Annotated in this window: 15 protein-coding genes and 1 pseudogene; 8 read left to right on the top strand and 8 right to left on the bottom strand. The window is 39.1% G+C overall.

The annotated features are described in order from the left end of the window. Positions 1 to 756: 756 nt before the first annotated feature. From ACFIK2_RS06325 to ACFIK2_RS06305, 5 genes are all read right to left on the bottom strand, one after another. Positions 757 to 1089, bottom strand: coding sequence for a hypothetical protein (locus ACFIK2_RS06325; protein WP_375677009.1), 333 nt, complete (start codon positions 1087 to 1089; stop codon positions 757 to 759). Positions 1090 to 1100: 11 nt separating this feature from the next. Then, complete coding sequence (locus tag ACFIK2_RS06320) at positions 1101 to 1298, bottom strand: hypothetical protein (protein ID WP_375677008.1); 198 nt, start codon at positions 1296 to 1298, stop codon at positions 1101 to 1103. Then, positions 1288 to 1878, bottom strand: a complete 591-nt coding sequence (locus ACFIK2_RS06315) for a hypothetical protein (RefSeq protein WP_375677007.1) — start codon at positions 1876 to 1878, stop codon at positions 1288 to 1290. The genes ACFIK2_RS06320 and ACFIK2_RS06315 overlap by 11 nt, the downstream gene beginning before the upstream one ends. A gap of 48 nt (positions 1879 to 1926) precedes the next feature. Continuing rightward, a complete protein-coding gene (locus ACFIK2_RS06310; protein WP_375677006.1) occupies positions 1927 to 2283 on the bottom strand; it encodes a hypothetical protein in 357 nt (118 codons plus the stop codon). A gap of 210 nt (positions 2284 to 2493) precedes the next feature. After that, complete coding sequence (locus ACFIK2_RS06305) at positions 2494 to 2997, bottom strand: hypothetical protein (RefSeq protein ID WP_375677005.1); 504 nt, start codon at positions 2995 to 2997, stop codon at positions 2494 to 2496. A 1938-nt stretch (positions 2998 to 4935) separates the two neighbouring features. Here ACFIK2_RS06305 and ACFIK2_RS06300 point away from each other — a divergent pair. Further along, a complete protein-coding gene (locus tag ACFIK2_RS06300; RefSeq protein ID WP_375633370.1) occupies positions 4936 to 5502 on the top strand; it encodes a hypothetical protein in 567 nt (188 codons plus the stop codon). Positions 5503 to 6612: 1110 nt separating this feature from the next. Here ACFIK2_RS06300 and ACFIK2_RS06295 read toward each other — a convergent pair. Continuing rightward, positions 6613 to 6837, bottom strand: a complete 225-nt coding sequence (locus tag ACFIK2_RS06295; RefSeq protein WP_375633372.1) for a hypothetical protein — start codon at positions 6835 to 6837, stop codon at positions 6613 to 6615. 413 nt (positions 6838 to 7250) lie between these two features. On the opposite strand from ACFIK2_RS06295, the gene ACFIK2_RS06290 reads away from it, so the two are divergent. The 7 genes from ACFIK2_RS06290 (at position 7251) to ACFIK2_RS06260 (ending at position 12006) form a co-directional block, all read left to right on the top strand. Next, positions 7251 to 8195: a YopJ/AvrA family T3SS effector serine/threonine acetyltransferase gene (locus ACFIK2_RS06290; RefSeq protein ID WP_375636889.1), complete on the top strand. Its 945-nt coding sequence runs from the start codon at positions 7251 to 7253 to the stop codon at positions 8193 to 8195. A 326-nt stretch (positions 8196 to 8521) separates the two neighbouring features. Then, positions 8522 to 9448, top strand: coding sequence for a YopJ/AvrA family T3SS effector serine/threonine acetyltransferase (locus tag ACFIK2_RS06285; RefSeq protein WP_375677004.1), 927 nt, complete (start codon positions 8522 to 8524; stop codon positions 9446 to 9448). A 673-nt stretch (positions 9449 to 10121) separates the two neighbouring features. Continuing rightward, positions 10122 to 10784, top strand: a complete 663-nt coding sequence (locus ACFIK2_RS06280) for a lysozyme (protein WP_375617920.1) — start codon at positions 10122 to 10124, stop codon at positions 10782 to 10784. Beyond that, complete coding sequence (locus ACFIK2_RS06275) at positions 10781 to 11017, top strand: hypothetical protein (RefSeq protein WP_375606489.1); 237 nt, start codon at positions 10781 to 10783, stop codon at positions 11015 to 11017. Before ACFIK2_RS06280 ends, ACFIK2_RS06275 begins: the two co-directional genes overlap by 4 nt. Beyond that, positions 10941 to 11153, top strand: coding sequence for a hypothetical protein (locus ACFIK2_RS06270; protein WP_273790903.1), 213 nt, complete (start codon positions 10941 to 10943; stop codon positions 11151 to 11153). The genes ACFIK2_RS06275 and ACFIK2_RS06270 overlap by 77 nt, the downstream gene beginning before the upstream one ends. After that, complete coding sequence (locus tag ACFIK2_RS06265; RefSeq protein ID WP_375617918.1) at positions 11146 to 11358, top strand: hypothetical protein; 213 nt, start codon at positions 11146 to 11148, stop codon at positions 11356 to 11358. Before ACFIK2_RS06270 ends, ACFIK2_RS06265 begins: the two co-directional genes overlap by 8 nt. A 495-nt stretch (positions 11359 to 11853) precedes the next feature. Next, positions 11854 to 12006 (top strand): hypothetical protein, encoded by a 153-nt coding sequence (locus ACFIK2_RS06260; RefSeq protein WP_375606492.1) that lies wholly within the window; start codon positions 11854 to 11856, stop codon positions 12004 to 12006. Between the two features lie 750 nt (positions 12007 to 12756). Here the strand turns inward: ACFIK2_RS06260 and groEL are convergent. Beyond that, positions 12757 to 12962: pseudogene (gene groEL / locus ACFIK2_RS06255) on the bottom strand (chaperonin GroEL); the annotation flags it as partial. 69 nt (positions 12963 to 13031) lie between these two features. After that, positions 13032 to 14675: a chaperonin GroEL gene (gene groL, locus ACFIK2_RS06250; protein WP_375606493.1), complete on the bottom strand. Its 1644-nt coding sequence runs from the start codon at positions 14673 to 14675 to the stop codon at positions 13032 to 13034. Positions 14676 to 14706 lie beyond the last annotated feature (31 nt).

The raw sequence follows: 14706 nt of genomic DNA, 5'->3' as shown, positions 1-14706 counted from the left end.
CACGCGGACAAGATCAACCTCATTCATTGCCCTCATCGAAAACTTCCTCAAGTACACAGCATAAATGCCTTACGCTTACCTCTTCCTCAAAAAATTTCCAATCCCTTTGCCTTAAAATCTACCCCTTTGCCTCAATGCCTCGTTGTCAATCTGGCCCCCCCAAAATGATAAAGCCCTAAAATGATAAGGATTAATTATTTGGCAAGCCGCCGCATGGATACCAGCGCCTCTCACAATTCCATAACCAAATTGCACAAAACCTTTTTCATCCAGAGAGAGAAACTGTCCTTCACGGTCTCGTAAATAAATAGATGTCCCTCTTTTCTTTCAATTTTCTCCCTCCACCTCAAGCTTTTTAAAAGCACTGTTACACTTTCTATGGAGCAAAACGTGTGCTTTTGGCTCACCTTCTCTATGCGTCTTGCCTCTCCACCTGCAAAAAATGGGCTTTTCTTCCCCAAACACCAGAATATCTTTTGCTTTAAGTATAGATTTTTCGCTCTCAATATCGCTTGGTAAGACACATTTTTATGCTTGATAAAAAGAAAATAAGTTACAAGATTTTCTCTCTTTAAGAGAACAGAAACAGCAAGTGAAACCCAAGAGCAGCCCCTCTTCACTTTCCCCCCAGCACTCAAGCAAGAGCCTCAATTTTTCTCAAAAACACGACACAAATATAAAAAGGCATAAAACGAGAAGTGTCCCCCATGCTCCTTAATGAACAAGTCAAAAGCAAGGCTCAACGAAAGCCTCTCTTCACTTTTTCCCCTCGCTCATTTTCCCCTCACTCACATCATATAATATGACGGGAGCTCCTTTCTGCTCAACCTCTTCTTCTAATTGCCGTATCATTTTGTTCAACTGACGGGTCACGATAAAACGCATAATAAAAACAATCGGTAAGAATAAAAAAGTACAGGCAAGCAGCCATGCCAGTGGCTCGAATACGACAAGAGAAACAAAGTCCTGCCCTCTCCATATCTTAACGACAACAGTTATAACTATTGGAGCAGTCGCCATGACCGTAGAAAGATAGAATATTTTTTTATAGTCTTGCCAAACAAGAGAAAGCTGCTTTTTATCAAACATTCTGCTGCTTTTTATTTTGGGGAGTTCTGTTTTAAGGCGATATCGCGTTCATTCAGCACGCATTTCAGTTCCTTTTTCACGCGACAATAAAGCCGCGCACGCTTGATAAACAGGTAATAAATGACAACGATTGGCACCCATATTAAAACATTTAAGAGCGTAAAACACAGGAAAGAAATGGCTATTAATGTTATAAGACTACTCGTCATTTTGTCCCCCTTTCACATTCTGCATACGCATTGCCTGATCGCGTTGTTGTATCGCTTCTTCCAATTGTGGAAGTATTTTGTTCAATTTTCTCGTTAACTTCATGCACATGATCCCAATGATCGGAGAAAAGAGAAGAATCCCTAACCATAGAAGGCCATAAATAATGCGACCTATTGAAAACCGCGGTATTATAAAACTGACCATACTATCCTTCCACCATACCAAATGTACGATAGAGAAAGCAAATTGCAAAACGGTAAAGAGGATAAAAATAAAAAGAATTATTTTACATTCTTTTGAATAAAGAGGCAGAGATTCTTTAAAGTTAAGAAAGCGTATTTTCGCATCAAGGGTCTTATGCGCGAGATTGTGTCTCTTCATTTCTCCCAGATCATTGCGCAATTGTTGTATGGCGTGTTTTTGTTGCGTCGTACTCTTTTTCAAGTCTTGAGCGAATTTAAAAGATAACCTCATATGCTTGATCAACAGGTAAGGAAGCCTGATCATAACCATAAACATTAAAATGGCAATAATGATGCCCCCTAAAAAAGCCAAATGTTGTAGTATTATAATGCTCACTTTTTTCCCCTATCACATTGATGTGGAATTATCATTTTCATTCTCTTCTCAAACAAATGTTTCTAATCTCTTTGCTGTTTTTTTCACGCCATAATGAAGGAGACTATGGAGAATTAAAATAACAGGCAAAGTGATGGCACTACATACCAAAATAAACAAAAACGGCAGCGCTTCAATCAATAACAAAAAAAACAACGGATTATTGTGTGAAACAATCGCATATCGTATAGTAAAAGACGAAAAAAGCACAGCATGTATAAAAAGCGCAACTGCAATGAAAGCCATCCAAGAGATTATTTTATAATCTTTTTTTGAGAGAAGCAAAGATTCTTGAAAAGAAAAGGCACGCAACTGTGTTGCAAGAACTGTATTCTGTCCTCTCCATCCTGCCTGATAATGCCTCAAATTCTGCGCTGCACCCTTTTTTAATTTCCTTCGCATCTTACATAACAGTACTGCCCGTTTTATCAAAGAATAATAAATGGACAAGATGATCTTCACGGTAGAAAAGAGTATCATGCTCCACGCAGAATAAATAACGATAACTATCCCTAAGGAGATCAATAATGTAGTTATTAAAAGAGGCATTATAGAAGTGATCACTTTTCCCCCCTATCATATTTTGTTGAGAGATTGGTTGTCTAGCTGTTTCTGCTCTGGTAAGTTTTCCCATTGTAGCATCATTTCCTTCGCATCCCGTTTAAATATGGCGTTAAAAATAGAAAAGAGCGGAAACAACCCAAAAAGAAAGCCAAAAATTATTTGCGGCAAGAGACATAAAAAAGCCCAAACACCATTCCACCCTAAGTTACGAAGAAATTCGATCGCAGGAATCTGTATAAAACTCTGACTCATTTCTTGAAAATCTTCTTGTTTCATTTTTCCCAGTGCTTGGAGCTGTTCCTTGGATATAACGTGAAAAAATTCCAAAGGGCTCATATAGGCAGACGCGGAAAAAAGCACCAACAAGAGGATAGCCAAACAACAAATGATGATATAATCGCCTGTTGAGAGAGCCATCCATTTTTTGAAAGCTTCTGATTGATCCAACACTGGCTGCGATACAAAAGCCTTATCTCCCTTATAGGCAGATTGGTGTTGTGATTTATCTTCGATCATACGGATACTCCCCCACTTCTAAAATTCCCACTCTTCAATATTTGATAGCACGCCACCAGCGCGGTAAATTCGCTTAGCACCCTTCTCAGAGTAATGCAAGCACTATAATCTCCCTTCTAAATATTTTATTCATTGCCCTATACGCGCTGATACATGCGCGCTTACAAGCCAAAACACCCCTTTTCCCAAGGAAGGGTGTTCTATTGAAAGCCAAGCACGCGGACAAGATCAACCTCAGTCCCAAATTAACCTTAGTCATTGCCTCTTCTCAAGCTTTCTCAAGTACACGACGTAATCACTGGACGGCTTACTTCTTCCTCAAAAAATTTCAATCCCTTTGCCTTAAAGCCTCGTTGTCAATCTGGCAAAGCCCTAAAATGATAAGGATTAATCATTTGACACGCCGCCGCATGAATACCAGCGCCTCTCACAATTCCATAATTAAATTGCACAAAATCTTTTTCATCCAGAGAGAGAAACTATCCTTCACGGTCTCGTAAATAAATAACAGTCTCGTAAATAAATAGATGTCCCTCTTTTCTTTCAATTTCCTCCCTCTACCCCAGGCCCTTTAAAAGCATTGTTGCCCTTTCTCTATAGAGTAAAACGTCTTGATCAAGAGGACTGGCAAAATGTGTGATGCTATAGACTTTCTTCTTCACAAGCGTAAAAATGGAAGTGTGCAATAGATTTTATATTATTCAAACTTTATATGGATTTCATTGGGGACTTTATCGTTATACCCTTCATGAGCACCCTTGCAAAATGGGCAAAAGAGAGCCCTAAGACATGGCTCTTTAAAAAGCAACACAAAACAAAATCAAACAAGCAATCGATTATCCAGTATGAAAAACGTGCGACAAACAACCTTAATCCTCATTTGAAAGCTTCTTAATCAAAAAGGCTTCATTTTAAAAATTCTTCATTAAAGATGAAGTATTTCACAGCCCCCACATTGATACAGCCCCTACATTCATCAAGGCATCTCTTATAAAAGCATCTTTTTATAAAGGCATTTGCCACTTATAAAAACAGCTTCTTTCGATAATGCATTCCGTCCTTTAAACGACATCCCCTCGTCTTATGATGAGATCCATTAAAACGGAGATTTTTATACTCTATAAAGGATACTCATAAAGGATACACCAAACAAAATAGCGAGATCATTCACAGTTTATTTTAAGCCGATAAACGATATTTCATTTGAAAATATAGGGCATCTTATGCTATTATAATAGAATGCGGAGGTTTGCTTTTTGCCGCTCTCTGCTACTCAATAGAAGACAACATATCTCTTATAAAGGATAAAAGTGTGCTTAACAGCGTGATGTATATCAAATATCTTGAGAAAGCGCCCAACAACAAAAAATAAGAGAACCCAAATAACAAGCTCCCAACTTAAGAAAACAATGACCTTTCAAAAGTGGAATTGAAAAATTTCCACAAAGCGCTCGTGAAAAAAGAGACAAATAATCCCATTAGAAAAAACTTCCTATTAGAAAGACGATGACATGCCCTTGAAATCCATTGTTATTTTTTCATTCACATTTGACAAAAATTTTCCTTCAATCTCTCAAGAACAGTTAAGAAATATTTAGAAAGCAAATAATCCGCTAGCAATAAAAAAATAAGCATGATAGGGGCGGAAAATAAGACTGATAGGGATAAGATAAAAAAGGTAAGAAACCACCTTAAAGATGATTTTTTCGCCCCACACCGTTGCTTTTCTTTGCATTTTAAACGCCTTTAGTATCGTTTGTTTTTTGATCTGCAACGGCTGATATTTCCCAGTATTTGCTCACTCTCCCAGTATTTTCCCCCTTTTAAGTATTTTCCCCCTCTTAAGTATTTGCTCCCCCCAATATTTGCGCCAAGTGCTTTTTACATCACTGTCCCCCATCAACAGACAGTTTCTTTTTCATTCAAATGGTTAAGTTCATGAAAATACGTAAAAAACGCGGTAGATCGAAAATAACAGGAAAGCGAGAGCCCAATAGCTGTATTTCACGTGCCCAAAATTCCAGCGAATCTGCCCTTCAATCTGCGATTGAAATGCGTGCAAAACACTTTGGTTTAAGCTTCGAAGAAGCGAAAAATCCGCTTGTCGGAACCTATATTGGGCGTCTTTGTTTGCTTGGCTATAAAGAGGCTTCATCAGGCATCAGTAAAGAGCAATATGACACGGCGCAACAATACTTGCAAATTAGAAACGACTATTTATGTGCAAAAGGTTTACCAAACGGTTATTATGATGGTTTTACGCACAGCGCATCAGATGAGAAAGCAAAAAAGCAATGGGTCCAAAGAGCAACCGAACACTATGAAGCTATGCAAGAAGCGATTAAAGAAGCACAATATCTACATCGTCAACACAACTTTCATGCGGCATTACACTATCTTGTTATAGAAGATCAACCGCTGCCTAATCTTGTTGGTTCGTTGCGTATTATTCTTGATGCCCTTTATAAACATTTTGACAGTTCTACCCAAAAGAGCCTTGGCTAAAACACCCATCATTTCCTCCCCCTCACAGGATAAAGATTCTCCCCCTCCTTTATAACATGCCTCTTTATAACCAGCGCCTTTGTAAAGCCCCCTTTTGGCAAATGACACTTGAGATCCACTGAGCTTGCCCTTTCATAAAATTTCATGGGTTAACAAGCTTAAAGCGCACAACAAACAAGCTTAAAAATATCCACCACGCCCTTAAAAAAAATACTTCAACTGTCAAAGAGACTTAACCTTATATCTACCCATACCTCACTTATCCATGCCTCAAAGGACAATATTTCACAGCATATTCACGGCATGGGCAGGATAAATATTGCCCCCTCTTTAAAACAGCAACATTCTCCCCTCTACCCCCCATTGTAACAAATCACCCTCATCATACGCTTCCCCCAATATCGCGACATCCTTAGCTCTTCAGATAATTCATTATCGTCATTTTACATCTTTTCTTGTACAATTCTATATGGCTCTTCTGATCTTATGACGGACAAGAGCTATGGCTTTTATTTCAGCATAATCTGGGTTTCTCATTCAAGATAAATAACGATAAAATATCCACTATAAATAAATAGCTTATCATTAAAACAACCCGTTGATTTTTGACACAATTAAAAGCATCATCCCTTAAACGAAAGAAAAAGCCCCTACCAACAATCTCCTCCCTCATCAACAACTGCACCGATAACCCTCCCCCCCCATCACATCACCACTAATACGACAGCCAGCATAGCCCCAATTCACCCGCACAAATCGCCAACACCTAAAGCTTTGCCCCGCAAACACCATCCAGCCACCGCCTTCCCAATTTCATCAATAAAATACCACGGATTTCAAAACCACAATTCTCCCTTCATCTTGTCCCCTCCTTTCTCAAAGGAGAAAAAGCATTTACTCAATAAATCTTTATACAGAAATCTTTAGAGACCCCAACAGCCACTCGAAGGGCCATCACCCTCTAAGCACCCACGAGCCCCCCACCTCGTCATCCCCCTCGGAACACCCCCTGCGCAATACCTAAAGCTTTGCCCCCGCAATACCTTCCAACCACCGCCTTCCCAATTCCATCAATAAAATACCACGGATTTCAAAACCACAATTCTCCCTTCATCTTGTCCCCTCCTTTCTCAAAGGAGAAAATGTTTTTTGCCACATCAAAAACTTTTCCATTAAAACAAGATATTTTGCTGCATAGCCAATGAATGAGCTTTTTTCTGTAGATTTTTCCCGCGATAAAGGAGGAAAAATAATCGTTTTGCGGTTGACAGAATCTGAAAAATCGTATTTAATGACGGGCGCGGTAAGGGGTTTTCTGTGTCCAGATTTCATCATAAAATTTTCGCATTATTATAGGCTATTATAAGTTATTATAGACTGTTATAAAACAGTGTGTCTTGCGACAATGTTTAAAACTTTACGGTTTGAAGGTATCTTTCGTCTTTTTCTGACTGTTTTCTTTTGCATCACCCAATTTGCATCACCAACAACTCTATAATTTTGAGATTTTCAAAACAAGCCGTATTCACGGGCTCCCAATAGAACGCCCTAATAATCCCCCCATAAAATACCAATATAATACATCACAGCAATGATGAGCAATACACGCATAAAAATATGAAAACGGCATCATTATGCTCTCATCGCCTCACCTTTCAAGATGCAAAGGCTTGTTTTTCAAAACATTGTTTAGCCAAAATTGAAGAAGATAATATCACCTATCGATCATCAACATAGAGGCTAAGATTATGAAGCCACAAGATTCTCCCCCACCTCATTCCTCACAAACACCAGAAGGAGCAAGCGCACCTGAAGGAGCGCATGCAAATGCATCATTAGACACTCTTACTGCACATTTAGAACGGCTTAACATTGAAAAAATAAAAAACACCCCTTTCAACCGTGCCGAGTTAAAAGATATTGTTGCTGGTTTAGAACAGCATAATGCCGATGGCAGTTGGATCAAAAATTATTATGATATTTTAGATCTTTACATGATGCCAGCCTTGGTCGATCAAGCAAATCGTAAATATCCAGAGATGAATCTCAAACTTACAAGCCCCCCTGACGGCTTTGCCCTTGCACTCAAAGAAACGCTCGAAAAGGGCATAAAATCTTCTAGGCTGATCGTTAACGCACAAGATAGGGGAATTCATTTTGCGGTTGTCGATCATCAAACCATTGATAATAAAACATCTTTGATCTTTTTTGAACCGACCTTACTGCGTGACACGCTTCCCGCATTACTTGCATTAAGGACGCGACAATCCATTGAACATCACCAATTTCCGAATATTCATTTTGCCATGGTAGAAATGGATATTCAACGAAGCTCCTCTGAATGTGGGATGTTCAGCTTAAGCCTTGCCAAAAAGCTTTATCTCGAAGCTCAAAAATTAGAAAGACTGCACAAAGATAATATTAAGGGTGTGTTATGTGAACCAGACACGCCTTTACCTGCTGAAAAATTAGATCCATATCTTCCAGCTCGTTTATACAAACACGTGCAAGGCAGAAGACGTCTTGGGGAATATCTAAAAGCCAATCCAGACGCGGCACATGAAAAAGTAAACAAAAAAGGCGAAACCCTAAACGAGAGGTTTGAGAGAAGCCTGGTAGCAACAGAGACAAAAACTGTTTCTGTTTCACAACACAGAAAAAGAGCCACAGAATACAAATCTCTAATGATGTAATAAGCGTTTTGGCCATAGCCATATTCCACATCCACAAAGAATGAAGCTCTGTAGCTTTACGGTAAGGCATAAATTGCTGTTAGCAAATCTTCTTTTCCCTTTGAAAGAGGTAAAGATGCAAACAGTAAGCGACGTGATCTCTTAAAAGATAAAAAGATACCTTACCTTTGACTCTGAAAAGCGTGGGGTTTTATCTTTCGTAATTTAAATAAAGATGATTTCATCTCTTTGTTTTTTCTAGCTAAAAATCTTTCCTGCAAACATTGTTTAGCCAGAATTGAAGAAGATAATATCACCTATCGATTATCAATATGGAGGCTAATAGTATGAAGCCACAAGATTCTTCCCTCCCTCATTCCTCACAAACACCAGAAGGAGCAAGTGCAAATGAATCTTTAGAAGACCTTATTGCACGTTTAATGCAAAGTTCCATCCAAACAGAAGAAGAACATGTTGCACCGAGTTCTGACGAATTAAAAGATATTATTACAGGCTTAGAAGATGATCTCGTCACCGGCCGTTGGATTAACGCTTATTATGAAAACACAGATATTAGATTGATGCCGGCTCTCGTAGAAAAAGCAAACAGCAAATATCCAGAAATGAATCTCAAATTGGCTCTTACAGCAGAAGAGTTTTCGCACGCCCTAAAAGAAGTCGTTGAGAGCGGCGCAAATTCTGCCCGATTTATAGTCAATTCGGGAAGCAAAATCCACTTTGCAGTCCTTGATTATCAAAAAGTTGATGACAAAATCTCTTTGATTATGCTTGAACCTACAACATTTCAGAATATCACGGCTTGCAAACTAGGGATAAAAATAAATCAAACCCTTCAATGTCTTCAACTGCCTCCTTATTCTTTTACCACGGCAGAAATGGATATTCAGCGAAGCTCTTCTGAATGCGGGATGTTCAGCTTAAGCCTTGCCAAAAAGCTTCATCTTGAATCTGATAAATTAGCAAGACTGCACAAAGATAATGTTAAGGGTGTATTATGTGAACCCAATTCATCTGTATATGCTGAAAAGTTAGATTCCTATCTTCCAACCACTTTTTATAAACACACACAAGGAAGAAGACGTCTAGAACACTATTTAAAAGCCAATCCCGATGCTGAACATGAAACAGTCAACAAAAAAGGTGAAACTCTGAGAGAGAGATTTGAAAAAAACTTAAGAGAAACAGAGGGAAAAACTGTTTCCGTTTCTTCCCACCAAAAAAGGCTCACTGAATACAAATCTTTAACGATGTAATTGAGGCTTTTTCCATATTCCTATTCATCAAAGAACGAAGAGAGGCTGCTTTACGGCTAAGATTTCTCTAAGCAAACCAGCTTTTGCGTTCATAAAACAAAAATAGCAAACAACTTTCCTCTTAAAGAAAAAACACCTTTGTCCTATAAAAACCAGCCCCTCTTAAAATTGTATCAAAATTCCACAGCTCTTGTTAGCCTAAAGCTCTGTGTAACAATGAGACTCTTTGGATAAGCAAAACGTTTGATACATAAAATATTTAATGCTTTCGTCTTCAGTAAAAGCATATGTCTTGTTTTTCTGAGAGTATCCACTTCGTATCTCAAACACCCCCACATCAATGCCATACGACCAAACAACCGCAATAGACCACACTTATCGTGCATCAACCAAACAACCGCCCGTACCCCAAGAAGGCTCCATCAAAAACACCAGGACAAGCTCTTAAAATCTACAACCTCTCTTAACGGAAAACACCAGCCCAACCATTACCCCACTTGGCCGACTATGATCCCTCTTGGCCAACCATTCCCCATTCCCTAAGATGTCACAACCAACCTTTTGATTTCATAAAAGTTTCACATCTCTTCTGTTTTTGAAGCGTGAAAAAATTCATTTTTAATCTGTCAACCAGCCTCACGTTACCGTGAGGCTTTATTTTATGGAGAAGCAAATGAGAAAAATATCAGCAGCAGGGCTTGCACTCATTAAACAATGGGAAGGATTGCGTTTACATGCCCATAAAGATGCCATCGGGGTGTGGACAATTGGCTATGGTCATACCAGCACGGCTGGCAAACCGTTCGTTCACAAGGGCATGATCATTACTGAAAAACAAGCAGAAGAAGTTCTTTCTCAAGATTTAAGACAATTTGAAAATACCGTTGAAAAACATGTGACGGTTTCTTTAACGGATGAACAATTCGCCGCGCTCGTATCGTTTTGCTATAATATAGGAACATCGGCTTTTTGTAATTCGACCCTGCTCAAAAAACTCAATAATGGCGAATATGAAGCCGTCCCTGCTGAGTTACAAAAGTGGACTAAAGCAGGAGGAAAACGTCTTCACGGTTTAGTGCACCGTCGTGCAGCAGAATCGGGATTATGGGCAAAAGGAGCTTATGTTTCTCCCAACTACCAAACTGTAGAAACGCAAGCTCCAATGGGATTTTTCAAAGCAGAAGCGCTTACACCGATTATTGGTTCTTTTTCTGGACTTGGGGGCTTATTGGCAGGCAATGGTCCCATCCAATGGGCATTAGCAACCATTATGGTTTTAGCCGCCTGCGTTGGCATTTTCTTTGTGGCAAAACGGTTTCGGGAGCAGAGCTTATGATGTGGTGGTTGAAAAAAAATCTGATGATAACAGGAGCGGCTCTGACCGCTTTTTTTATCGCTTTAGCAAAAGCTTTCACTCTTGGAAAGAAAGTTGAACAACAAAAGCAAATAGAAAAAACGCTAAAGTCATCAACAACACGGCTAGAGGTGGAAAATGAAATTAATCAAAAAAGTGATGCTGATGTACGCGCTTCTCTTACTCACTGGTTGCGCGATAAAAACAATCAATGAGCCTTTTTCTTGCGTTGGTTGGATGCCCATTTATTTAGACAAAAAAGATCTCAATATCATCAGTTCAAATCTCGCAAGAGATATTTTAAAGCATAACAAACAAGGGGAAGGCTTGTGTGGGTGGAAACATGGCTAGAAAAAAAACAGAAAAACAAACAGAGCTTACAGAAAAGGAAAAAGAAATCCTACAAGAAATCATCACAACGTATAAAAGTGTAAAAATGATGTCACGCTATACGAAGTGGATTATATTCATCATTTTCTTATTAGCACTTGATTTTTCACGGATCATAGATGTGCTGGGAAGTATTTTTACACAAAAATCGAATATTCAGCTCTAAAATAAATAAAAAACGTGAGACGTGTTAAATCTTTTAAAAAGATAAAAAGCCATTCGTTATTTTTTGAAAACATGGAGATTTTATTAATGATTTTTTCATGTCTCACGAGAATTTTTTACACGCCTCATAAACGTCGTGCTCTTCACAAACGCTTTCATGAAATGAATTTAGGGGTATGAAGAGAGATTTTTAACCAACGCGTAAATCAGCAACTTTGGTAACATAAGAAAAGGATCATACCAACATACATTTTTTTTAATAATCTATTGATATCCAAATGATTTTATACTCTTCATAAATAGCATTGCCAAGAATTTGTATTAAAAGATATTTCTTTTAAAGAAGCGCATAAACAAGCAATGTAATGGGAGCCTTACATAAAACCTCTTATCTTTACGTTTAATAAAAAAGCAAGCTGGCTCCTCCCACCCTCTCAATTCCCACCCTCTCAATTCCCTTATGTTCTATGCATAAAGGTCAAGTTGAAGAGAATATATGGAAAATCCTTGGCTCGAAAATATGAAAAGAAAGCATGAGGCTACAACAGAATTTCGCGTGCCTTTATCATCAGAAGCATTAAAAATTCTAACACAAGCGCGCCTATTGTCTCGTCATGATTTTTTCGGCTACCTGTCATGGTCCCCTTAGCTCAAAAATTGCTCCCCACTTAAGAATTTTCTGTCACAATATAGGCAACAAACAGAACTTGAATATAACAACATGGGTTTGGCTCCAGTTTAGGTGATGAGCTTACCGAAAAAAAGATGAGAGCAAGGCGAAAAATTAGCTTTTATCTTTAAGCTTCTCAAATGGAGCAGTCTCCCCATTTCAGAGATCAACTAAACAGAGAGATGCTTATTCCCCTATGCAAAAGCTTGAAATACCAGCATCTTATTCATAAAAAACAAACCAGCCCCATCATGCTCTTTTCAACTCTGTCTTTCCAACGCTCAATAGGTACTAACTCTTAACTACTGACTCTTCTTAACTACTGACTTTTAATGATTACATTGGTTCATAAAAACCGTAGTGACCTCTCACCCTATGAAGCACAAACACAGGATTTTTTAACAGGGCATGCATAAACCTGAAATGAAAAAACAGAACTGTATTAGGAATAAATGATTATAAATCAAATATTTATATTTTTATTAGCACAATATTTTCAAAGAAAACCACGATCCCCGCACAATAGAAACATTTCATAAAAACAAGAGAAAAAGCCAAGAACCGAGAATGAGATTCATTCACAATAACGGTAGATCAACCAATGGAGAATAGAACAATCCTATAAGATAAAGAAACTGTCATAAAAGGAAAAACTGTATGAAACGTGAAAAAGCATAAAAAAAACGGGCACAGAAGACCCGTTTCTTTATTATTTCTATGGAAAAGAGCTTAGAAATCCATTCCGCCCATTCCACCCATTCCGCCAGCAGGCATCGGAGGCATTGGTGTATCTTTCTTTGGAACTTCAGCAACCATTGCTTCTGTTGTGATCAGAAGGCTCGCAATTGAAGCCGCATTCTGAAGAGCAGAACGCAAAAACTTTCACAGGATCAACAATTCTTGAAAGCAATCAAATCACCAAATTCACCGGTTGAAAAACATGAAAAAGCATAAAAAAACGGGCCCAGAAGACCCGTTTCTTTATTATTTCTATGGAAAAGAGCTTAGAAATCCATTCCACCCATTCCGCCCATTCCACCAGCAGGCATCGGAGGCATTGGTGTATCTTTCTTTGGAACTTCAGCAACCATTGCTTCTGTTGTGATCAGAAGGCTCGCAATTGAAGCCGCATTCTGAAGAGCAGAACGCACAACTTTCACAGGATCAACAATTCCCAAAGCAATCAAATCACCGAATTCACCAGTTGCGGTATTGTAACCATAAGTATCAGCATTATTTTCCAGCACTTTGCCCACAATAATAGCAGCTTCTTCACCAGCATTGCTTGCAATCTGGCGCGCTGGTGCTTGTAGAGCACGACGAACGATACTAATACCAGCTTCTTGGTCAGGATTACTTCCCTTAACGGTCAACGCATTTGCTGCACGCAACAATGCGGTACCACCACCAGCAACAATACCTTCTTCAACAGCAGCACGTGTTGCATTCAAAGCATCATCAACACGGTCTTTCTTTTCTTTCACTTCAACTTCTGTTGCACCACCCACACGGATAACAGCAACACCACCAGCGAGTTTAGCAAGTCTTTCTTGCAATTTTTCACGGTCATAGTCAGAAGTTGTTTCTTCAATCTGAGCCTTGATTTGATTGACGCGAGCAGTAATTTCAGCCTTTTGTCCAGCACCATCAATAATGGTGGTGTTTTCTTTAGAAATATTCACTTTCTTTGCACGTCCAAGCATATCCAAAGTGACATTTTCAAGTTTAATGCCCACATCTTCAGAAATAACCTGTCCGGATGTCAAGATAGCGATATCCTCTAACATTGCTTTACGACGGTCACCAAATCCAGGAGCTTTTACAGCAGCAATTTTCAAACCACCACGCAATTTGTTGACAACGAGCGTTGCCAAAGCTTCACCTTCCACATCTTCAGCGATAATGAGAAGTGGTTTTCCAGACTGAACAACAGCTTCAAGCACAGGAAGAAGAGATTGCAAATTAGACAATTTCTTTTCGTGAATGAGAATGTAAGGATCATCAAGATCAGCGACCATTTTCTCAGCATTTGTGACAAAATAAGGGGAAAGATACCCACGGTCAAATTGCATTCCTTCAACGACTTCTAATTCCGTTTCAGCGGTTTTAGCTTCTTCCACGGTAATGACGCCTTCATTGCCCACTTTTTCCATAGCATCAGCGATCATTTTACCGATTTCAGCAGCGCCATTAGCGGAAATTGTTCCCACCTGTGCAATTTCTGCTGAAGTTTGGATTTTTTTTGCTTTTTTGAAGAGGTTTGCCACCACTTCTTCAACAGCAGCATCAATCCCACGTTTAAGATCCATTGGGTTCATGCCCGCAGCAACAGCTTTAACACCTTCTTGCACAATAGCTTGTCCTAAAACAGTTGCTGTTGTTGTTCCATCACCAGCAATATCATTGGTTTTAGAAGCAACTTCGCGCAACATTTGTGCACCCATATTTTCGAACTTATCTTCCAGTTCGATTTCCTTTGCAACGGATACACCATCTTTTGTGATGCGAGGCGCACCGAATGATTTATCAATCACCACATTGCGACCTTTAGGGCCGAGTGTCACCTTAACAGCATTAGCAAGGATGTCGACACCGCGCAACAAACGCTCACGCGCTTCACGGCCAAATTTGACTTCTTTAGCAGCCATTTAATTTCTCCTTGGAGTTTTCTCAAAATAG

The sequence above is a fragment of the Bartonella sp. AP88XZML genome, assembly GCF_042195565.1.
Taxonomy (GTDB): Bacteria; Pseudomonadota; Alphaproteobacteria; order Rhizobiales; family Rhizobiaceae; genus Bartonella.
Note: the sequence above shows the minus strand (reverse complement) of the source record. Positions and strands in the feature narration are given on the sequence as shown.